Here is a 23,460-nt window from a genome sequence, read left to right as displayed (position 1 = left end):
CATTTGCCGGTACAAACCTTTATGGTTCTTCTGTTTTTCTCAGGGGGTTAAACAAACAAACTCCCGAACCTACAGAGCGCCGGCCATTGTACGGACTGATCCGCGGATGGCCTTTCTGCATTGTTCGGGAGCCTAAATATGCCTGGTCGCTTAAAGCGTACGTTTTGTCTCTACTTCGTCGTAACCTTCGATGATATCGCCGATGCGCACATCGTTGTAGTTCTTCACCATCAGACCGCATTCGTATCCGGCAGCCACTTCCTTCACGTCGTCTTTGAAGCGTTTCAGCGATGACAGCTCTCCGGTGTACACCACGATACCATCGCGGATGATATTCAGCTTGGTATTGCGGGTCATCTTTCCGTCGAGCACGTAACAACCTGCAATGGTTCCTACGCCGCTGATCTTGTACACTTCGCGTACTTCGATATTGGATACCACTTTCTTTTCCACTTTCGGCTCCAACAGTCCCTCCATCGCGCTCTTGACATCCTGGATAGCGTCGTAAATGATGGAGTAATTGCGGATCTCGATATTCTCCTGCTCGGCAAGCTTCCCTGCCTGAGAAGAAGGACGCACCTGGAAGCCGATAATGATCGCATCGGATGCCGTTGCCAGCAATACGTCGCTTTCTGTGATCTGGCCTACCGCTTTGTGTACGATGTTCACCGCAACTTCTTCCGTAGACAGTTTTTGCAGTGAGTCGCTCAATGCCTCTACCGAACCATCGAAGTCACCTTTGATGATGATTGCCAGCTCCTTGAAGTTACCCAGAGCCAGACGGCGTCCGATCTCATCCAGGGTAATATGCTTACGGGCGCGGATACCCTGCTCACGCAGGATCTGTGCACGGTGCGTGGCAATATTTTTTGCTTCATTCTCGTCGGTGTACATACGGAATTTCTCACCCGCCTGCGGTGCACCGTTCAAACCGAGTATCTGCACGGGTGCAGAAGGGCCGGCTTTCGTAACACGTTGTCCGCGTTCATTGAACATGGCCTTTACTTTACCGTAATACTGACCGGTAAGGATCATATCACCCTGCTCGAGTGTTCCGTTCTGTACCAGGATCGTGGAAACATATCCGCGACCTTTATCCAGCGAAGCCTCGATCACGCTACCGGAAGCATATTTGTCCGGGTTCGCTTTGAGTTCAAGCAATTCTGCTTCCAGGAGAATTTTCTCCAGCAGCAGATCAATATTGATTCCTTTTTTAGCGGAAATTTCCTGGCTTTGGAATTTACCACCCCAGTCTTCCACGAGGATATTCAATTGGGCCAGTTGTTCCTTGATTTTTTCAGGGTTGGCGCCTTCTTTATCTATTTTGTTGATCGCAAAGATCATCGGCAGGCTGGCAGCCTGGGCATGTGAAATGGCTTCCCTTGTCTGAGGCATGATCGCATCATCCGCTGCCACCACAATTACCGCTACGTCCGCTACTTTAGCACCACGTGCACGCATCGCGGTAAACGCTTCGTGACCCGGCGTATCCAGGAACGTGATTTTCTTTCCTGTAGGTGTCACCACCTGATAAGCTCCGATATGCTGGGTGATACCTCCGGCTTCCCCTGCCACCACATTCGCTTCGCGGATATAGTCGAGCAGGGATGTTTTACCGTGGTCTACGTGACCCATGATCGTTACGATCGGAGCGCGTTCCACCACATCATCCGCACTATCCACTTCTTCCACTTCCTCATCTTCGTTCTGATCCAGGTTGATGAATTCAACCACATAACCGAGTTCGCTGGAAACCAGTTCGATGATCTCCGCATCCAGGCGCTGGTTGATAGACACCATGATGCCAAGGCTCATACATTTGCTGATTACGTCCGTAAACGGAACGTTCAACAGGCTGGCAAGCTCGCTTACCGAGATGTACTCCGTAACCTTGATTACCTGACCATCTTCGTGTTCGGCTGCGGCACGCTTTTCCGCCATCAGTTCGCGCTTGTCACGACGGTATTTCGCTTTCTGCGCTTTATTGGCATTGCGCCCGCCCATACCACCGGCAAGCTTATTCTGTGTTTCCTGTAACTTCTTCTGAATTTGTTTTGCGTCGATCTCCTGTGCAGGCTGTTGCGGGTTGTTTCTGCCACCACCCTGTTGCGGGCGACGGTCGTTACCACCCTGACGGTTGCGATCGAACCCTCCGCGGTCATTGCGGCCTTGTCCGGGCTGACCCGGGCGATTGTTATTCTGCCCTTGAGACTGACCGGGGCGCGCTCCGCCGTTATTGTTCGTATTATTTCCCTGACGTTGATCCGGGCGGAAAGTTTCCGGCTTTTTCTGAACCGGAATCCGTTTACGATTACGTTTCTCGCGACTGTCGCGGCTGTCTGCGGAATTAGACACCGGCAATTCGATTTTACCGATGATCTTAGGTCCTTCGAGCCGCGGAGCTTTCATTTCGATATGCTCGGTTTTAGGCTCTTCAGCTACAGGAGCAGCTGGTGTTGCCTGAGCAGCCGGTTTGGTTTCCGGTTTTTCTTCGGCTACAGGAGCTGCAGGTGCTTCTTTCGGTGCGGCAGGCTCAGGAGTCTGCTCTTTCACTTCAGGTTTTTCTTCTGCCACAGGAGTGGGAGGCGCAACAGGCGCAGGAGCCGCTTCGGGCTGCTCTTCCTGTTTGGCGGCTGTCTTTTTAACCGGCTCTTCCCTGGGCTCTTCTTCTTTCTTTTTAGCCGTTTTTTTAGGACGGGTCGATTGGTTCAGCTCATCCAGATTGATCTTGCCCAGAATATTGGGGCCGTCTTTCTTAACCGCTTTTTCCGGTGTTTCTGCTGTCTCAGCGGGAGCTTCCTCTGCGACTACGGGAGCAGCCGGGGCAGGAGCTTCTTCTTTCTCAGGTGCCGGGGCAGATACAGCGGGCACCTCTTCCTGTACTGGAGCAGGTGCAGTTTCTGCAACCGGGGCAACCTCTTCCGTCTTAGGCTCGTCTTTGGTTTTCGCCTTATCCGCAACAGCGGCATCCGGCTCCACTGCAGCTTTCTTACGAGCGTCACCACCCTGGCTTTTGGGCAGGGCGATTTCATCACTCTTCTTTTTGGCAAGCTTGTCTTTTGCAAACTCAGCCTGAAGAGCGAAATACATCTCTTCTGTCAGCTTTGTGTTCGGATTGCTGGCGTTTACCTCAAAATTTTTCGAAGTAAGGAACTCCACTAAGGTTTCCTTACCGATATTAAATTCTTTGGCCGCTGCCAGCAATCGCGGTGTGGTATTTTCTGTAGCCATTCGTTAGATTACTCAATAAATTTTTTCTGCTATAGGAGATTCACAATCAATCAACATAACACCAGGTACAAACGTACACATTTTATGCCAATTTCGGAAGCCGCCTACCGCGGTAACATTAATAAATTATCGTTATTCCGCAGACTCTTCGTCGCGTTCAAACTCTTCCCTGAGGATGCGCTGCACATCGCGGATCGTTTCTTCTTCCAGATCCGTACGGCGTGCCAGTTCCTCCACGCTTGGTCCGAGAATGCTTAATGCAGTATCGTAACCCACTTTTTTAAATTCGTCAATAACCCAGCTGTCGATCTCATCGCTGAATTCATCCAGATCGATATCGAATTCACCGAAATCTTCTTCCGCCACATCGCGGTACACATCGATCGTATAGCCGGTCATTTCCTGTGCCAGCTTGATATTCACTCCTTTCTTACCGATTGCCAGAGACACCTGATCGGGTTCAAGGAAAACATCCGCATGGTGTTTGTCGTTATTGACATCCATGCGGTTGATTTTTGCAGGAGTCAGCACACGCTGGATCATCAGGTTGATGTTATTCGTGAAATTGATCACATCAATATTCTCGTTCTTCAGTTCACGCACAATCCCGTGAATACGACTTCCTTTCATACCCACGCACGCACCAACGGGATCGATACGATCGTCGAAGCTTTCTACCGCCACTTTTGCACGCTCTCCCGGTTCACGCACTACTTTTTTCACGGTAATGAGTCCGTCCATGATCTCCGGCACCTCCAGCTCAAGCAGTTTTTCGAGGAACGACTCGTGCGTACGGCTCAGGATGATCACAGGGTTATTGGAACGCATTTCCACTTTTTTAACCACCGCGCGAACGGTTTCTCCTTTTTTGAAGAAGTCAGCGGGAATCTGCTCAGATTTTGGCAATACCAGCTCGTTTCCGTCTTCATCCAGCAGCAACAACTCTTTTTTCCAGATCTGGTATACCTCACCGTTGATGATTTCACCGATACGATCTGCATATTTTTTCATCAGGCTGCTTTTCTTCAGATCGCCAATACGCGCTGCCAGCGTTTGTTTTGCGGCAAGGATCGCACGGCGTCCGAAATCCAGCACATCCATCTCTTCATATACTTCCTCACCCACGCTGTAATCAGGCTCGATTTTAACCGCCTGTGAATAGGGTATCTGCGCGTTTTCGTCTTCCACATCATCGTCTTCCACGATTTCGCGGCGACGGAAGATTTCCAGGTCACCCGTCTGGTCATTCACGATTACATCAAAGTTTTCATCACTACCGTACTTCTTACGGAGCAAGGTCTTGAACACATCTTCCAAAACCTTCATAAGGGTCGGCCGGTCGATATTTTCCGCTTCTTTGAATTCCTGAAACGATTCGATGAGATTGATACTAGACATGATCAGTCATTTTTTTGATGTTAAAATGATATTTGGACAATTGCTTGTTTAATAGATTCGAATGGGATTTCGATTGTTTTGACTTCCTTTTTTTTAGGACCCGCCGGTACTTCCATTGTAATGTGCGTGTCGCTGACTTCCCTGAGCATTCCCAGTTCCACGGTATCGTCCTTACCGGTGACTTCGAGCTTGCGCCCTACGTTTTTCATATACTGACGATGAAGCAATAACGGCTCGTCTATACCGGGACTGCTGACCTCGAGACTGTAGTCGCCATCCGGAAACATCCCGGACTCATCAATAGCTTTGCGCAACTGACGGTTTACGGACGAGCTTTTGGAAACCGGGAAACCGTCGTCGGCATCCAGATAAACTTTTACGTTGTTTGTCGGCTTGATTTTCAGCCGTACAATAAAAATGTCTGTGCCCTCAATGATGGGCTGCAGCATCTCTTCAATTTTTTGTAATACTTCCATATAGGTATAAAAGAAGGGGACACGCTGTGTCCCCTCTGTAATTCCTCCGCAAATGTAATACTATTTCAATTGGCGACAAAATTTTCTTACGAAACTACACGCTCGTTCAATCCTATTTTACGTAAAAACAATTTTCCCGTCAGTATACCGATCAGCGCACCGAGCAATCCTCCCGATAAAACATCCGCCGGGTAATGCACACCCACATATACCTGCGCGTATGCCACGGAAAATGCCCAAAGCACCGCAGCCCAGGGAACCCATTTATAGCGGGGGCCGAGTGTCACCGCCATAAACAATGCCAGCGCGAAGTGGTTGGTGGCATGAGTGGATGGAAAACTGTACCCCACCCCGCATTCCACGATATGACGCACCCTTTCGGAAAAAACAGGATCGTTACAGGGTCGTATCCTTTGCACCTGCTGCTTCAGCACCGATGCGCTGAAAAAATCGCTGATACCGAACGTAGCAATAAACCCCAGACACCAGTAAATCCCGGTACGCCCGAATTTCCAGGGCAGGAATATTGCGAGGAACAGGTACAGCGGAATCCATGATTTCGGTTCCCGCAATACAGGGGCAAGCGTGTCCAGGAAACCATTCTGCCAATGCCTGTTGATTTGCTGCTGACATTGCTGGTCTATCCGGATAATAGTCTCTGTAAACCCCATATTATTTTTTAAACACCATAATCAGGCGTGAAGAGCGCTCATTGTCGAAACCATTCAGCTGATAGTCTCCGAAAGTGGCCTCAAGCGTAAGTCCTGCTTCCTCAAACAGCTTACGGAAATCTTCCAGTCCGAATGCCGAAACGCGCTCTGTAAAGTGCTGCGGGTTTCCTTCCCTGTCCGTAAAACGGATGTGCTTGATGATATGGCTTCCGTCATAATCTTTCTGAATATCGAAGTCGATATCCTCACGATGGATGATTTCACGGGCCTTCATTTGCTGCAGCACCAGGTCTCTGTTCAGGTAATCAACCACCAGCCTGCCTCCGCGCTTGAGTCCGCCGGCAAAAGAACGCGCCGCCAGCACATTATCACGCTGGGTTGCGAAATAACCGAAGCTGGTAAAGAAATTAAAAGAAAAATCGAAGTAGTTGATATAAAAAGGCATGCGCATATCATGCACAAAAAAATGCAGCGTATCCGTTTCTTTCTCTTTGGCTTTGAGGATGCGATTTTCCGCCAGGTCAATGCCGATCACGTCATAACCTTTTCTGGCCAGCTGAACCGCAAAACGCCCTTCGCCGCAACCGATATCCAGCATACGTGCACCCGGCGCAGGCTTGAGGTAGGCAACCAACGCTTCCGTAAAATCTTCCGCCTCATTCATATCCCTGTTCTGATACAGGACTTTATAATAAGGGGAATTAAACCAACATTCAAACCAGGCTTTTTTCTTCATAAACAACCCTGCAAAACTAATCGCTTTTGCCGATACAGCCCAGTCTCGCCCAAAAATCATACCCTGCATAGGGGTAAACGCCTGCAAAGCTGTCCTATTTGCAAACACTCAAAAAATGATGCACTGCCGCACAAGCCTGCCATTCCTCTTTTTCCTGTTCTCAGCAATACTATATATACCGCATGCTGCAGCACAGGAACTCCGACAAACCATACGCGGAAGAGTGACAGACGGAGATACACGCCAGCCGCTGGCAGATGCCACAGTACAGCTCCAACTGCCTCTGAACAGTATCGCGTCCGGGACAGACAGCAACGGCTATTTCTCTCTTCCCGGATGCCCGGTAGGACGCGTAGACCTGCAGGTAGTGCTTCCGGGATATGAAACAAGATTATTGCACGACCTGGTATTGAGCAGCGGAAAGGAACTGGTGCTGGAACTCACTCTTAAAGAGGCCTATAAAGGTCTGAAAGATGTGGTAATAAAAGGACGGCGCCATAAGTCGTCTGTGGCCAATGAAATGGCTTTGGTGTCTGCCAGAAGTTTCAGCGTGGAGGAGACGAAACGCTATGCCGGTTCGTTAAACGATCCTGCGAGGATGGTATCCGCATTTGCAGGAGTGAATTCCGATGGCGCGGGCAATAACGACATCATCGTACGCGGTAACAATCCCCGCTACATACAGTGGCGGCTGGAAGGGATTGAAATTCCCAACCCAAACCACTTCGCAGCCGAAGGGCTTACCGGTGGTCCAATCAACGCACTGAACAGTCAGATGCTCGCAAATTCCGATTTCTACACCGGCGCCTTTAATCCGCAATACGGCAATGCGCTTTCGGGTATATTCGACATGAAGTTGCGCAACGGTAACGATGAACGCAGAGAGTACAGCGTATCACTTGGCGTACTCGGAACGGACGTAACGCTGGAGGGACCTTTCAGTAAAAAATACAAGGGCAGTTACCTTGTCAATTACCGCTATTCCACCCTGGGTTTGCTGGATCAGGCTGGTATTGTTCACTTTAACGGTATCCCCAAATACCAGGACGGTTCTTTTAAATTACAGCTGCCGGCCGGCAAAGCAGGCGACTTTACCTTATTCGGGTTAGGTGGCCGCAGTATAATGAACCTGAAATATTACGATGAACAGGACGATACCCGCTTAATCGAAACATGGAACCAGAGCAGTACAATAGGTGTTCTTGGTCTGCGGCACTTTTACCGTCTTTCGCGTGCTGCATTCCTAAGCACAACGCTTGCTTTTACCCATAACGCAAGTCAGGGCGACGGAGATAAGCCACTGCATGGCAACAACTTTGAAAATTACAACCACCTGCGGCTCCGCAACAATATTATCCGCAGCAACAACACACTGACATATAAATGTAACAGCAGGCATCAACTACAGGCCGGGCTGACACTTACAAACTATTTTTATAATTTCCGGAATACCTATTTTGACCAGCTGCTGCAACAATATCAGACCGGCCAGCAAAACAACGGAAATGCGCAGCTAATGGAGTTGTTCGCATTGTGGAAATGGCGCATCGCACAGTCGCTAAGCGTTGTAAACGGAGTGCACGTAACCCAAAACAGCCTGAATGCTCAATGGAGTATTGAGCCCAGATCCTCATTGCGTTGGCAATTCAGCGAAACGCAGGCATTTTCCGCGGGACTCGGTATACACAGTAAGATGGATGCGCTTACCAACTATTTCTCGGTTATTGACGGCTCTATGCCGAACAGAAGTATGAAGCTTTCCAAAGCATTTCACGCTGTGGGCGGATATGAACACCAGCTCGGCAGGCAGCTTTTCCTCAAAACAGAGGTCTACTACCAGTATTTGTATGATATCCCGGTAGAAAACAAAGCCGGAAGCAGCTATTCCTTACTGAATCAGGATGATCTGTTTACAGACAGGATACTGATCAACAAAGGTGTTGGCCGCAATGTGGGCTTTGAATTCACGCTCGAAAAATATTTTCACCGCCACTATTATTTCATGGCGACAGTATCATTGTACGACTCACGCTACCGCGCCCGGGAAGACATCTGGCGCAATACCCGCTACAACGGTCATTATACGGCAAACCTTTTAGGTGGTAAGGAATTCCTGATCAAACAATCGGCTGCAAGGAAAAATATACTTACGCTAAACACCAAAATCGCTTTGCTTGGCGGCAGGCGTTTGCTCCCGGTAAACCTGAGCGAATCTGTTCGTACAGGCAAATCAGTGTATGAAGAGCAGGCTGCTTTCGACAAAAAGAACGGGGATGTGTTTTATATTAACCTCGGAGTGCAATACCGGATGGAACGAAAACACCTTACTCACGAGTGGAAACTGGAAATCCAAAATATTACAGGGAACGCTGCAATTATCGATTATTACTATAATAACACGACCCAAAAAACAGAGGCGCTCAAACAACTGGGTACGCTACCGACCCTTTCCTATTACCTGTCATTTTAAAAAAAGAGTCGTACAGCTGGCTTTCCTGCACGACTCACTACCTACTTAAATTAAGGACTACCAAAGTCCTGATATAAAGTTACGAAATTAATTAAGCGATTCCGCTGAGCGGCTTATAGTATGTTGTTAAACTATAATGATAAAGGAGCCGCCGGCGCAGGCCTGCGACTCCTTGGTTATTTGCTGGATGCACTTGACAAACATTCAGAAACTGGTCCGTCATTTATTGGTTTATTTCATGTTCCCGGATATAGGTGGATATTTCGGGTATGAATAGCGGGCCTTACGTCTTAATAGCAGGTTGAAGTTATTTCCAGCGTTCTCTTTTCAAACTGAACGACAAAGTTGACAAAGTATAGAAATCGATCCTTACGTGTTATGAGAAAATCCTTACACTATTTCCACATTTTGTTTTTGAGGGTGGTGCATTAACATACCCTATAGATTGTTTTAAAATAACCTTATCAGGCATCGCGGAAAGTGTCTTTTAGTTTTACCGCCAGACAAAAACCATAAAATTGACAATTATGAAAAAGCTACTACTGCAAATTGCCGGACTCTGTGTATTGCCTATGATGAGTATTGCAACTCCCAACCATTATAAAGGCGATTATCTGGGTCTTATCGGCGAACTGACCTATATCCAGGAAAGCAGCGAAATGCATGCGCGACAGATATTAAATGATGGCTCTGCAAGTCCCGAGCTGAAAAGCCGCACGCTTGAGGCCTACAATACCGTAAAACAGCTGGACGACCAGCTGCTGAACCAGCTTGAAACAGACAGCCGTATCCACAACTCTGTATGCAATTACAAAAAACTGGACAAGATGCTTACCTGCCATACCATGAAAGAGGTAAAACGCGACTTCAACAACCCCCGTCATCACTATTGCAATGCTAAGCTGGAAGCGTATGTGTACAATCTTGTTTTGCTGCATAAAGCACATAAAGAACTGATGCAGACAGGAAATGAAATGGAGTGGAACAACGCTTATGATTCCTGGAAGGGCTTTGCCGGACAAGATCATAAACGCAGTTTCCATTACGGCGATTGCAAAGTGGAAAATATGGCGAATGAACTGGACCAGACTCGTCTTTGCCCTGTGAGCAAACTGATGAAAAAGCCGGAGCCTCGCAAGGAGCAGACAATCATCCTGAAACAGGTTTGCGATAAAGACATGCCTGCCCCACTGCCTCCTCATGCAATGCGCACGGTAAAAAAACACCGCCATACCGGCAAAAAATGCAGTTGCGGTAATCGCTGATTCCTTCATACAACCCAACAATAATAAACGTAACGCCCGCCTGTCATCTGAAACAGGCGGGCTTTATTGTTTGTATATTGTCGAAACGAAGCAGAGAAACGGAAATTTACTCCCTTGTAAATGCTGTTAAGCATACAACAGCAAAAGTCTTAGCTGGCCATATCAGAAAGGATAACCGATCGCAAGGTTGAAAATAAGGTTGTCGCTACGCCATTCGGGACTTCCGAAATCGATCTGCCTGAATACCCAGCGATCGCCTTCCGGCAACCAGGGCTTACGAACCGGAATTGCCGCATCGAAACGCAACAGCAGGATCTTGAAGTCGAAGCGCAAACCTAACCCCACGTCCATCGCAAGCTCCCGCATGAACGATGGACTGAACTTTCCGCCCGGGAAAGCCGGATTATCATTGTAGAGCCATATGTTTCCCGCATCTGCAAAGAAGCCAAGCTTAAAAAAGCGATACACATTCACGCGCATCTCTGTATTTAATTCCAGCTTGAGATCGCCGAGCGTCTGAATGTAGTTCGTTGTTCCTTTCAAATATTTTTCATTAAAAGTTCCGGGTCCCATAAGCCGCGAACGGAATCCGCGTAAACTACTGTTCCCCCCACTGAAAAACTGTTTGATATTGGGTAACTGCGAAGAATTGCCATATGGAATACCCGCGCCGATCAATATCCTGTTCGCCCAGATGTTTCCGCCGTTGAAGCGATGGTAATACCGGAAATCTGTCTGCAGTTTTGCATACTGCGCATAAGTCTGACCCAATATGGTGGAGGGGTTTGTCTTATAATCTGCGCGGTCTATTGCCCCTACCAGCACACCGGAAAAATCTGCAAGACCATCGAAATAATAGTTGTCCGGACTGGACGAACCGATCTGCGAATTGTAGGTAAACTCATATGTAGGTCCTATGATCAGTCCGTTGAATAAGAGGTTGGCATAAGTGGCCTGCGTGGAAACAGAAGAAAAAGTATCTGTCTTAACGTAATTGATATTAAACGGATAAAACTGATGTTCTTTTTGCAAAGTTTCTTTCCAGTCGTAACCGAAGGAAACTTTGTAGGAATTGATGCGGAGCAGTCCTTTCTGGGATTCATAACCGTAGGACGTTTTCAGAACCGTGCGTGGCACAGTGGATGAGTTGGAAGGGATCTTGAAAAACGGTACTACGAAATAAGGAAACGATATTCCCAACTCTCCACCCACCGTGTAAATGCTTGGCTGTTGTGCAATGCCGGTGTACTGCGACTCAAAGCCGCCATTCAGTTTTACATAAAACTCTTCTGCAGCACGGAATGCATTCCTGTTGCGCCAGCTGATACTGACGGAAGAACCCGCACGGCTGTCATTCTGCGTATTGGCGCCGACCTCGAAACGCAGGGATTTGCGCGGGAACGGACTCAGATAGTAGTAAACATCCAGCAAAGTATCGCCTTTCAATTCAAAACGGTTCTTCACGAACTTGAATGTATTGAGGTTCACAAAGCGGCTAATGGTACGGTTTTGGATCGTGCGGTTATACACCTGGCCGGAGTCGAATAACATCATGTCACGAAACAGGAAAGGACGGTACCGCTTGCGTTTATCCAGAATATGCAGTCCTTTGTAATAAACAGCGTTGTTGAGATTGGTGTCGCTTACCGTACGGTTCAACTGGTAATTGGCATAAATAAATACCTGGTTCAGCTTATGGATACGGTATGCATCGTCGGGAATGGAATCCCGCTTTACCCGGATACGCATATCCACCTGAAAATTGCCGGCTGTCGTGTCAGCTTCCACATACAGGTAATCCGGTTTAAACAAATAGTAACCCCGGTCTTTAAGATCTCTTTCTATCCTCAGCCGCTCTGCCTTTACTATTTCCAGATTAAAAGGAGCATTAGGTTTCAGCAAAGTTTTGTTTGCAGTCTGTTTTATGTCGTTCGCAACATACAGATCGCTGTCGATTGCAAAAACCGTTTCCCGGATATGATATTGGGGACCGGTACTTACTTCAAACGCAGCGCTTGCTTTTCGTTTGTGAACTTTCATGGTACCCGTTACGCGGGCAAAAAAATAGCCCCTGTTTTGCAGTTGGTTTTGCAGCAGCTTTTCATTGGTCGCGATATTGACAGACGAAGCGAGCACAGGCGGCTCGCCGAATTTAGCCCCTAACCAGTGCCGCAACCCTTTGTTCTTTTTCGATGCTCCCGCCCAGTTGTAAAAGCTCAGCCGCAGGCGCATACCCAGCGTTTTGCGGTTCGGAAGCGGCCGTACAACTGCATTAAGTTCCGATTTAAGGTTCTTTCTTTCCTTTTTGGGAGCGTTTTTATCGGTGATCTTTACGCTGCTGCCGGTATAGAGCTGTTGCTGTTCGCTCAGGTAGCGCGTATTGGAGCATGCCGGCAGCAAAAGCGTGCTAACCGCCAGCAGTAACAAAAGATATATTCTGTTTAAAGGCATGTTACTTTTTAGATATAGTCCGCTGTTCCTGTCTTTGTTTACGCATCTGGTCCAGTTTTTTGCGACTGATGAATAAAGTCCGGAAGCGGTTGTAGTCGTACGTGATAATAAAATTGAGCCCGGTTTCCGTAACAAAACCCTGAATAACTCCCTGATCCAGGCTTTGGCGATAAGCGCGTATGGAATAACGGTTGTCTGCAGATAAACTGTAGTCAACCGCCAGGTTACCGGGTATCAGCGAGCTGTTGGAATTATTTGTTTTTGTCTGCGGGCCCTCCAGCTCGAAGTTATTGCCTATCGTCACTTTCAGACGGTCGTTGAACAAGCGTTTTGAAGCTGCGATGCTCAGATCGGTACGCTCTGCGCGGGCGCCCGTGGTGTAATCTTCTGTGGAGGCAAGGTCGACGGAAAGGTCGACTCCGTTCAATAACTGGTTTGCCACCTGGTTCAGCTGTTCTCCGATAAACCGGCTGACACTTTGCTTTGCTGCAAATTCAGCCGTGCTTCCGGAACTGGATGAGAACGGGTCATCGGTGATAAATCGTTTGAGTATCAGCAATGCGAAAACCTGTTTATTAAGTTCCGAAGTGTCTATACGCAGCTGACTCAGCTTTGCCTGTACAATTTGTACGGCATCGGAGGAAAGTCGATACGTCTGGTTCTCTGGCAGAAGAATATCGAAGTTCAGAAACGGGGCCATAATGGGGCCATTCATATGCAGGGCCACCTGAAATGGCAGGGCCTGCCGGTAGTAGATCAGTTGAGCCGGGTCCGGAACCTGGCGTTCAACAAGGTCGTAAGGAGCAACGTTCGCTTTATAAACCGCAGTAATATTCATTTCTGCGTCGAGCGGATCTCCCGCAAAGGTGATCGTGCTGCCTTTACTGATATCAAACTTACGCTTGATCAGGTTATAATTAAGCTGGTAGGCTCCGGAGCTGAGCTCGTAAATGCCGTTCATGGTAAGGCTTCCGCCCCGATCCATGGATGTATTGAGCTGTGCCTTTCCGCGAACGCTGAGGAAGTCTCCGGTAGACTGATCAATGATCACATTGAATTCTGCGTTTTCATCGGTGGTCAGATTTACATTAATATCCGAACCGGGTGCAAGGCGCGCAAACTGAACCGTATCTTTTACAGGTAAAGGCTTGATCCGCGCAGGCTGATCACGATCAACAAACACGATAACACCTGCCTGGTCTTCCAGGGAAGTTCCGCTCTCCGGTAATACTATAGTAAGGTTTGTACCTTTCTGGATATTGATATTACCATTAACCGAAGGTTGTTTCAAAGAACCGTCAATATTCAGATGAGTCGATAGAATAAGACTTCCATAGAATAGATCATTATCCCCTTTTACGGAGCTAAGCGCTTTCCAGTTTTTCGCATCCACCACCATACTGAGACTCAGATTGTTCAGATCGCGTGTATCGACAGATCCGTCGATAGAAGCGACATTGCCCGAACTATCCAGTATTTTAAAATGATCAAAACGGATCCCGTCGCTACTGAAACGTATTGTTTCCGAAGGCATGCGGAATCTTGCCTGTAGTGCGGTTACTGTCGTTTGCAATTCCTGTGTGCTGAGCGAACCTTCGATAAGTGGCGCAGCAGCGGTGCCTCTTAATTTGAGATCACCTTTTATGGAACCAGAACTTTCCCTGATCTGATGTTGTGCAAGCCCTTCGAGCGACTGAATATTCAGTGAACGGATATTCACTGCCAGGTCGAAATTGTTTCCGTTTTGCAGCACAGGATAATATACCCCTTCTGCTGTGAGATCATTGCTCCGTCCGCTGAGCACTATTTTCGTATTGATATTTTCAGCCTCATTATTGGCCGCGGTCATTGTCAGCTCGCCAACCGTATCATTCAGAAACGCGAGTTGTGACACCTTAATATCAGCATCAAACAAGGTTTTGGGTTTCAGTTGGCGTAACGTGGCAGTTCCGTCGATAATACCCGAAGCGAATAAAGTATCTCCTGAGATCATCTGCATGACGTCAGCAATATTAAAATTGGCTATCTGCACCTGCATCGGAGATTTAAAGTCCGGCTGCTCGCTGTTGAGCGAAATACGTGCACTATTACCGCTGAGTGTCACATTCTGCGCATACATCCCTTCAGGCCCGAACACAAGCTTATTCGGTTGCGCAACGCTCCAGCTGCGGTAGTCGAGCATCAGACCGGGACTAATGGACAATTCTTGTTCCTTTCCGCGCGTATACAGGTTAGCACCTATCTTAAAGCGCTCTTTTCCCGATGCGTCATGCGTCTTTACATCTGCCGTAATCAGGTTCGTATCCACCCTGCCCTTCAACTCGGTCTGCAGCAACTGTATGCTTCCCTGCGCAAAACGATCGAGCAGTACAGCATAGGTGAATGCAGAATCGCGTTCGGATACATCCACGGTAAGCCCGTCCAGTTGTTGCGTTCCGTAAACAACGCGACGCGCATCGGCTTTAAGGCTGAGCGCTGCCTGATCCAATGCGGCATTCAGATGCACGGTATCCAGTTCTTTCAGCTGTGGCAGGAATGCCTGGATAAAAGGTGTGGGAAACAATGATGCCTGGAGTTCCAGATTATATTGTTGCGGAACGGATGTATCGCGCACCGCAAGCACTTTTCCGGAATCCGAACCAAGGTTTTTATAGTGCCGGTTGATGTGCTCCGTTATAGCCGGAGCGATTGCCCGTAAAGGTGTTTTCCCGGTAAGGTATCCCTGGAAAAAATCAAAGTTCACAGTAATATGCTGACCACTGTCGGCGTTTGGCTGCGAGCGCACATACAGCGAATCGACGGTATATACTTTTCCCGGCGTTGCTATTACCGGATTTTGTATGGAAACGATTCCTTCCGGGTAATCGGGATTAAGTACTGGCATATCCGCACGGATATTACCCTGAAACTGTAAAGGATTTGCAGCAAGCTTTATGGCATAAAAATCAATGCTGTCGATATTTACCTGTGCATAGACCGCCGCAAATTCTTTACGCAGGTCAGCATGCGCGTTGAGCGCTAAACGAACATTCGGATCGTTTGCACGCAGTTGCAGGTTGCCCAACTGTTCTTTAAGTTCCCCTTTAAAATTAATATCTCTGTAAGCATACCCTTTGAGTAACGCAGATTCTATCGCTCCCTCCACTTTTGCAGACATTGCCGACGGGTCGAAACTGTAACCCTGAACATGCACCGAAGCCGTGATGGCTCCCATCAGCGTATCTTTCCGCAATAAACGTCCAAGGTTCAATCCACGCGTCTGCAGCGTGAGGTTATATTGTTCGCGGTTTTTTCCCCCGGACATCCTGAGCATTCCTTTCACATGAGCATTACCATCCGAACTGCGCAGATACAGATCGGGAAAGTAATCTTCTGCGGTTCCCGATACTTTTCCTGAAAGTGCAAATACATCCGGTAAACGGAAGTTTTTTTCAGACGCGGGTGGCAGAAAAGGATTCAGGTCACTTCTGGACGAGCGAAGCTCACGGACAGTAAGCGCATAACGGATCCTGTTCGCATCCGGTAATCCGTCCAGGCGGCCCTGAATATCTATAAGCGTATTATTGCCGGCCATGATCCTTGTCCTGCGCAGGTTCAATGCCCCCAGATAACCTTCCCAAAAAGCATCCAAAAACACCGTCTCTTTTTTTAATGTGCGCAATTGTTGCATGGTGTCCATTTGCGGAGCGAAAAGCAACACATCTTGCATATCTATTTTTGAAGACGGCAGATCCACATATACATAAAGCGAATCCGGCCTCCGCTTGATTTGTGCAAACGAAGCGTAAGCAATGCGGATATCCTGCTTCAGAGTGGTTCCGGGCGTCTGCAGGAGCAGACCGCTTAATCTCGCCCCCGTATCGGAATAATAGAAGGCAGTTTTCAACTGCTGTAGCTGAAAACCACTTTGCTCGGAAAGCATTCCCTTTGTAATAACACCGGATATGAATGAAGGACTGTATTTCAGATCATGCGCATTCATATGCATATCCTGAATATCCAGGTGAGCGTAATCCATGCCCTTTTTCATCCTTGGCTGCGCAAGATCATCCATATGGAACGCAAGGGCATTAATATCCAGTTTACCAAGCGTTACGTTCCAGGCTGCAGCAGAATCCGCAGCCACCACGCTATCACTACTAATTTTGTCCTGACTTTTATAAATGAAGCTGATCCGGGTTTGATCCAAAGACAAATTTTCCAGGCGAATACGCTGTTGCGCGAGGTCGATTTCCTCCGGTTTTGCGGCAAGCAGTTCCATCACGATTGAAAAGTCGGTATGTGTCGGAATACTCGAGAATGCAAAATCCGTATTTTTCAGGGACAGGTCGTCCAGGCCAAGCGTAACAGGTTTTCCGGATGCGGAAGAATCAGCAGGGATTAAGGAAGAGTCTTGTGCGAAACGTGCATACAAACCATCTGCGTACAAACTTTTCAAACGAAAAATCATCTTTTCCGGATCCAGTTCGCGCATGCGTATATCCAGCTGCTTTAACCGGGTATGCAAGTCAATACCTCCTGTTTGGTCTGCGAAGTCAATACGGATGTTATTCAGCCGAACGGTACCCACATCAAATACGAATGAACTACCGCTTGTATCCACCTTTTTTGTTGCGGCTGTGTCGGGCGACCCGGCAAAAGCCTGAATGATATAAGAAAAGTTGTACAGGGTATCCGGCTTATTGCGATGCGCATTAATAACTGCATCTTCGAGAATCAGATCATTTACAGATATTTTTTTATTCAGCAGTTTGAGCAGGTCAATATCGACTTTAAGAAGACCTACCGACAAGAGGGTATCATGCTGCTGGTCTTTAAGCAACAATCCTTTCAGGCCAACCATTTTGGGCAATTCGTATTCGATTGCGGCGAGCTCGACCTGAGTATGTAATTTTTTTCGCAGGAACGAAAGCAGCTGATCGCGTACAATCCGCTTCCCGGGAGGACTTACAAGCAACGCGATCGCAAGAATAAGCAACGTCAGAATGATTCCAACGCCCCATAAAAAGATACGGAGTATTTTTTTGAGTATGACTGGTTTGGTGCGCATTCAGCTGCGATATTACCGCTTTATGTGGTAAACGGCATTTCAATTTACCGCCAAATGCTTATACAATTACCAGATACACATAAAAAAACCCGCATATAAATGCGGGTCTCGTTGTAATTTGCGTGTCTTAGCTTTTAACGACCTCATTAAAAAAGAGGCCTTTTTTCTCCAGCCTGTTTAAAACCGGCTTATATACTTCAGCGTTTGTCGGGATGATCACACCATGTAACGGTTTGATCAGTTTAAATGCGAGCAACTCGGCGGCAATGGCCATAGGCAGGCCTACAGTTTTGGCCATAGCAGAATGCTCGTTGTCGTCACCAACCACTACCATGCTGCTTTTCAATTTGCAGATCTCGGATTTTTCAGGATGCGCATATTCCACTTCATGCTGCATCACAACCATGTCCTTATCTTCCGGCTTCATGGCCCACTTCTGCTTCAGAACGTCCAGCAATATTTCACCGGAAGAACGAAGCCCGATGTTTAACCGGGTGTCCGTGAAAAACCCAAGCCAATCGATCATTTTCTGAATCTGGGGATTGCGGATATCGTATTTATCGAAAGTGAAATCACGCAGGGAGATATTGGTATTGTCATACCCCACTACTGTTTTGATCCATTCCTCTTCTGTAAGTGCTGCTGTATCATGCAACACCGCATTGTCTGTAACACCCATGGCAACCAGGGCATTCCATCCTTTACAAAAGTCCGGATGGCGCAACGTTGCGCGCATAAAGTCTTTTACATAATGCAGGTTGTATTTGTGGATATAGTCCAGCGAATCGCGGTTGGGGTAATAAGCCAGGTCGCCAACACCTTCGCAGGTGATATGCTTCTCATGTGCGAACATGTCGTGGTAGCCAACCTCTATCGGAGTACCTCCTTCCAGAAACCGGGCACCATCTTTGCCGGCATTGATAATATTGATCGGATTCCAACTGAATTTATAATGCCATGGATTGTCGTCGCTTTCCGGAGCAACCAGTCCACCACAATAAGATTTAAAAGAAATCACCTCACAGTTGACACGGTGAATGCTGTCGAAAAGAAGACTGGCACTCATATGATCCAGTCCCGGATCAAGGCCCATTTCACAAAGGAACATCAGACCTGCTTCTTTCGCAGCTTTGTCCAATTCCTTCATTTCATCGGAAACGTAGGAGGAGGTAATGAGGTGTTTATGAAATTGCAGGCAATCTTTGGCAAGCAGGATATGCAGGTGCGGAGGCATGAGCGACAGAACGATATCCGCGCGCTTCACCAATGCCTGGCGTTCGCGTTCATTCGTAACGTCAAACACCGCTATCTCACCGTTAGGAAAATGCTTTACCTTGTTTTTAAGACTTTCTTCATCGCTATCTGCAACAATAACTTTCCATGGAGCTGATTTACGTTGCGTAAATTTCAGCATCGACTCTATCAGAAATGTCGAACTTTTTCCTGCTCCAACGATTAATATTGTTACCATAGAAATTGGGATCTTCTTTAGTAAATAAATATCTCAAAAATTATGCCAAAAATGAGTTTTTTTTGGTCAAAGTCGATTTTTCTTTAAAAAAAGAAGCTATTTATAAAGAAGTTAATACTTGAAGTACAGATTACACCACAGTTTTACTTCCCTCGTTTCCAGTAAATCCCTTGCACGGCCATCAACACCAAGCCTTGCATTAATATACTGCCTGGTTGCCGGAAGTGGTCCGATCACCTTCGCAAATATGAATTTCTGATTAGACGGATTGATGATCTTGATCACGCGGCCTTTACGAACTTCATTACTGAATGCAAACAGCATTTTGCTGTTGACCGTTGTCTGAGGCTTAAAGAACACCACCATTCCGCTCGCAGAATCCAGATATTCTTCATTGGTGGTCTGGTAATTATAAATTTTCTCCAGTTCAGAAGCCGGTTCCCGCAACGTGTCGCGCGGGACAGGGTTTGTATGGATCGTGGTCACGCCGGAAGCAGCGGAACTGACAACCACATGAGACGAGGGTTTATCTGAAAGATAGCTGACCCATCCTATGAGTATGGTGGAAGACGGTTCCGGATTCAACGCTCTGAGCGCCGGTTCGCTTACATCCGCGGCCCTGGCAATCATAGCCATATTTTCCTGTCCTGCCCGGTAATACAGCGGGGCAGTTCCTTCAGTAGCCGTTTTATAAAAATTGTAATTCCCCAACGGAATTACGAGAAGACTGCCATCCGCTAAAGGATCGTAAAACGATATATTATTGTTCTGGCTTAACACCAGTGCGGGTACGGAATACTTTTGTGCAATACTGTAAAGCGTCTCCCCGTGCACCACGTTGTGCATTGCGTACATGCGTCCGTTTCTTATCCCCGCATACAGCGTGTCTGAAGCCCGCACTGCGCCCGGGATACATAGGAGCAGGGTGAGGACGAAACCGATGTACATGCTTCTTTTCATAGTCAATGTTTTAATAGTGCTCGTCTTATTCGGCACCGTCATCGAACTGCCCGACCGCCTCCGTATTTTTGATCAGGTTGTAAACCACCGGCGGTTGACGGTAAATGGCGTTCGAATGTTTATTGCCGAGTACGATAATGGTGAAATTATCTTTGATAAACCGGTAAAAGCAGGTATTATTTCCATGCCACCAGCCATTATGGTAAATGATCTTATAGCCGTCCGGATAACAAAGCATCCGCCATCCTAACCCGTAATTTTTTATTCCCGGACGCTCAAATGAACAAGGCCCGTAAGCGAGTTCCAGCGTCTCATTCGACAGAAATTTATTGGAGTAAAAGGATTGATCCCAGCGGTACATATCCTCCACGGTACTGTAGATATTTTTGTCCCCATAAACCCCATCGCGGAAATCCAGCGGAAAAGGTACATAACCACCCTGGTAGCTGATAGTGGCGCTGGACGGGAGCTGTTTGTCCGCCGTATACACGAAAGTATGCGTCATGCCAAGCGGTTTGAAGATATATTGCTGCATAAACGCATCAAAACTCATTTCCGTTACTTCCTCGATAATACTTGCCAAAATCAGGTAGTTGGTATTACAGTATTTAAAACGCGTATTGGTTTTAAACTCCTGGTGTGGCTTGTGCTGAGCCATGATACGCAATACTTCATCGTTGGAGATGAAATCCTTGCTTTTACGGTACAATGGTACGAAATGTCCGTAATCAGGCAATCCCGATCTGTGGTTCAGCAGCATTCTTACGGTAATATCCGGGTACGGGAAGTCTTTGATGTACTGAGCAACCGGATGATCGATATCCAGGTACTTATTCTGATGCAAATACAGAATTGCAGCTCCGGTAAATGTCTTGGATGTGGAAGCCAGTTGCACGGCATTATCAGAAGACAAAGGAATGTTTTCACGTTTATTGCTGTAGCCGATATACTTCTCGTACAGGATTTTTCCCTGGTAACCAACCAGTACACTGCCATTGAATCCGGCACGCTCCTGTATGCGGTAAAAAGAGTCCAGACGGCGTGCTATTACCTTCCATTCGGGACTGTTCGTATCGCTGTAGGAAAGCTGTATCGCCCCCATTTCAATAGGCGGCAATCCGAGTGAAGGCCGGGCATTTACTTTTTCCCTTCCTGACTGGCAGGCAATAATAACTATGGATAAAACTACGCTGAGAAATACGGTTCGTTTCAAAATAATCATTCTTTCAAGTACTAAAAAAAGCTGGTAGGCTTGCAAATATAAGTTCAGGTGCCCGTTCCGTCCAGACTCAATTCAACTTTAACATATCGAATTATATCACCTGCAAACGCTTTGTATAACTGGTGCATGGTGTCGAAGTTTTGGCGGAAAAGAGCGTAGGCTGTGTCTACCTCTACTATTTTACCGGCACGCCGCATCAGGCCGTTCAGCGAACGGCGCAAGCCGGTATCACTCCGGTAGCCGAGCAACCAGTTATGTTGCACCATACTCTCAAAATAAGGTTCGAATCGTTCGGGAAAATAGCTCCGTTGTCGCTGCAGCTTCTGATATACATCAGCGGCAAATTCCGCTAAAGTACCCTGGGTTGGAAATAATTCGGCGTCGTTCGCTACAAAGTGGTCGGTAAGTGTATCCACCACGGCCCCTGAATAAAGCCCGTAATTAGGGCGGAAGATCTGTTTTGCCTCACCTATCGCCCAATGCTGGTCCGTAAAAGAATCTATTTTCCGGTGCAGCATCAACCCCGCCCGTACGCGATCCGGATATTGCATTAAAGCGACGCTACCCTTAACAAAATCACCCATCATATTCCCGACCAGAATCTGTTCGTCTTCAAAAGAAAGGACGGCATGTCCCAGATAATTCATTAGCTGAAGGTACAAAAAGCCCGGCAACATCAGGAGGCAGACCGAAAACCAATTTGATTTTGTGATCAGAAATTAAATACCTAATTTTATTAGGCATATCTACGAATGGAAACCGGGAAAATCATCAAAGGAAGCTTAAGTGCCATTATTCTGCAATTGCTCGAAAATAACGGGGCAATGTATGGATATGAAATGACCAAGGCAGTCCGTCAGGGGAGTATGGAAAAAATGAAGGTCACCGAAGCGGCTCTGTATCCGGCTCTGCATAAACTGGAAGAATCGGGTATGCTTGAAACAGAAATAAAATTTGTAGAAGGCCGGCAACGGAAATATTACCGGCTTTCAGAAAACGGAAAAGCGGAAGGAAGACGCCAATTGGAGCACTTGCAGGAAATGATTGCGTCGTTACAACAGGTATTGGATTTTCGCCTGCAAAAAAGCTGATAAAAATGCTTAGGAAAGAAGAGTTACAATTATTGGAAACGTACATCAAAAAACGTTCCTTACGTTTTGCGGAACCTGCGATCTTATCAGAGATTCTGGATCACTTTGCATGTAAGGTGGAAGAGTTGCAAGCAGAACATCCGGGTATAGAGCTGGAGGAAGCTATGTTACGCGCACACCGGTCTTTTGGTATCAGGGGCTTCGGTCCTTTAGCGGATGTGGCGGAAAACAGCGTTTATCTGAGATACCGTAAATATGCCTTTGCGGAAATACGTCAGCTGCTGCTCTCGCCACACATGCTGTATATATTATCAGCGGGGGCTTTTTGTCATCTGCTGTTACGTATATGTTCCGGCAAACTGCCTTACAACGATTTGCTGTGTGCGTTGGATATACCGTTGCTGGTATATGCGGTTAGTCTATGGATAGTAAGAGCCTATCGCTTAAAGACGCAGAAAAAACACCGGCTGGAGTTTCAGATGTGTCAACGTTGCAGCCCTTTGGGATTGGCTTTCAACAATACGCTTATCTTCCTGAGTTTCGTCTGCCTGGCAGGCATCACTGATACGCATTTTCAGCTCAACCTGATAATTTTGCCGGTAATGGTGATGTTCACATTGTTTAGCGGTATTGTGGAGTTAAGGCTTCAGAAAAGAGCACTGCAAGACATAGCATCTTCTGAAAAAATGTCTGCCTTTGTAAATTAATAAGTAGCGATCTGGTATATAGTGACCTGGCGATCTCGAAAACCCAATAATTGAGTAATCAACTACTATGCTTGTGTGAGTTGCACCAATGCATTTGAAGATCGACGCAACGAATACGAAACAGCAAAACCGGTCTTGCTTTTGCTGTTTTGCTTTCAGTATTACAGTAGGGTAAGCGCAAAAAAAAGCGTCTCAGATTGCTCTGAGACGCTTGTAATAAATATGGCAGCTACCTACTCTCCCGCATTGTTGTGCAGTACC

The 23,460-nt window shown here is 47.2% G+C and carries 15 protein-coding genes; 4 read left to right on the top strand and 11 right to left on the bottom strand.

The genetic code is table 11. The annotated features are described in order from the left end of the window. Positions 1–150 precede the first annotated feature (150 nt). From infB to ABD846_RS06745, 5 genes are all read right to left on the bottom strand, one after another. The gene (infB, locus tag ABD846_RS06765) at positions 151–3,231 is read right to left on the bottom strand and encodes a translation initiation factor IF-2 (protein WP_344824280.1); all 3,081 of its coding nucleotides are present in this window, start codon (positions 3,229–3,231) and stop codon (positions 151–153) included. A 132-nt stretch (positions 3,232–3,363) separates the two neighbouring features. Next, complete coding sequence (nusA, locus tag ABD846_RS06760; protein WP_344824277.1) at positions 3,364–4,629, bottom strand: transcription termination factor NusA; 1,266 nt, start codon at positions 4,627–4,629, stop codon at positions 3,364–3,366. 20 nt (positions 4,630–4,649) lie between these two features. After that, positions 4,650–5,105, bottom strand: coding sequence for a ribosome maturation factor RimP (locus ABD846_RS06755; protein WP_344824274.1), 456 nt, complete (start codon positions 5,103–5,105; stop codon positions 4,650–4,652). An 86-nt stretch (positions 5,106–5,191) separates the two neighbouring features. Next, positions 5,192–5,776: a phosphatase PAP2 family protein gene (locus ABD846_RS06750; RefSeq protein WP_344824272.1), complete on the bottom strand. Its 585-nt coding sequence runs from the start codon at positions 5,774–5,776 to the stop codon at positions 5,192–5,194. Position 5,777: 1 nt separating this feature from the next. Further along, complete coding sequence (locus ABD846_RS06745) at positions 5,778–6,512, bottom strand: class I SAM-dependent methyltransferase (protein ID WP_344824269.1); 735 nt, start codon at positions 6,510–6,512, stop codon at positions 5,778–5,780. A gap of 115 nt (positions 6,513–6,627) precedes the next feature. On the opposite strand from ABD846_RS06745, the gene ABD846_RS06740 reads away from it, so the two are divergent. Both ABD846_RS06740 and ABD846_RS06735 read left to right on the top strand, forming a co-directional pair. Next, entirely contained in the window at positions 6,628–8,982 is a 2,355-nt protein-coding gene (locus tag ABD846_RS06740; RefSeq protein WP_344824267.1) for a TonB-dependent receptor, read from the top strand. A 527-nt stretch (positions 8,983–9,509) separates the two neighbouring features. Continuing rightward, positions 9,510–10,247, top strand: a complete 738-nt coding sequence (locus ABD846_RS06735) for a hypothetical protein (protein ID WP_344824264.1) — start codon at positions 9,510–9,512, stop codon at positions 10,245–10,247. A gap of 162 nt (positions 10,248–10,409) precedes the next feature. Here ABD846_RS06735 and tamL read toward each other — a convergent pair whose 3' ends face one another. The 6 genes from tamL to ABD846_RS06705 form a co-directional block, all read right to left on the bottom strand. Further along, positions 10,410–12,698 carry a translocation and assembly module lipoprotein TamL gene (tamL, locus tag ABD846_RS06730; RefSeq protein WP_344824262.1) on the bottom strand — a complete coding sequence of 763 codons (2,289 nt, stop codon included), beginning with the start codon at positions 12,696–12,698 and terminating at the stop codon, positions 10,410–10,412. Position 12,699: 1 nt separating this feature from the next. Next, positions 12,700–17,748 carry a translocation/assembly module TamB domain-containing protein gene (locus tag ABD846_RS06725; protein ID WP_344824260.1) on the bottom strand — a complete coding sequence of 1,683 codons (5,049 nt, stop codon included), beginning with the start codon at positions 17,746–17,748 and terminating at the stop codon, positions 12,700–12,702. A 127-nt stretch (positions 17,749–17,875) separates the two neighbouring features. Then, complete coding sequence (locus ABD846_RS06720) at positions 17,876–19,219, bottom strand: saccharopine dehydrogenase C-terminal domain-containing protein (RefSeq protein WP_344824257.1); 1,344 nt, start codon at positions 19,217–19,219, stop codon at positions 17,876–17,878. A gap of 111 nt (positions 19,220–19,330) precedes the next feature. Continuing rightward, entirely contained in the window at positions 19,331–20,179 is an 849-nt protein-coding gene (locus tag ABD846_RS06715; protein ID WP_344824254.1) for a LysM peptidoglycan-binding domain-containing protein, read from the bottom strand. A 25-nt stretch (positions 20,180–20,204) separates the two neighbouring features. Further along, positions 20,205–21,392, bottom strand: a complete 1,188-nt coding sequence (locus ABD846_RS06710; protein ID WP_344824251.1) for a serine hydrolase domain-containing protein — start codon at positions 21,390–21,392, stop codon at positions 20,205–20,207. Between the two features lie 53 nt (positions 21,393–21,445). Further along, positions 21,446–22,048 carry an acyl carrier protein phosphodiesterase gene (locus ABD846_RS06705; RefSeq protein ID WP_344824248.1) on the bottom strand — a complete coding sequence of 201 codons (603 nt, stop codon included), beginning with the start codon at positions 22,046–22,048 and terminating at the stop codon, positions 21,446–21,448. Positions 22,049–22,153: 105 nt separating this feature from the next. Between ABD846_RS06705 and ABD846_RS06700 the strand changes: the two genes are divergently transcribed. Both ABD846_RS06700 and ABD846_RS06695 read left to right on the top strand, forming a co-directional pair. After that, entirely contained in the window at positions 22,154–22,492 is a 339-nt protein-coding gene (locus ABD846_RS06700; protein WP_344824246.1) for a PadR family transcriptional regulator, read from the top strand. A gap of 5 nt (positions 22,493–22,497) precedes the next feature. Next, positions 22,498–23,199 (top strand): hypothetical protein, encoded by a 702-nt coding sequence (locus tag ABD846_RS06695; protein ID WP_344824243.1) that lies wholly within the window; start codon positions 22,498–22,500, stop codon positions 23,197–23,199. Positions 23,200–23,460 lie beyond the last annotated feature (261 nt).

Source organism: Rurimicrobium arvi (assembly GCF_039540495.1).
GTDB lineage: Bacteria > Bacteroidota > Bacteroidia > Chitinophagales > Chitinophagaceae > Rurimicrobium > Rurimicrobium arvi.
The sequence above is the reverse complement of the archived record's forward strand: the minus strand, read 5'-3'. Positions and strand labels throughout refer to the sequence as shown.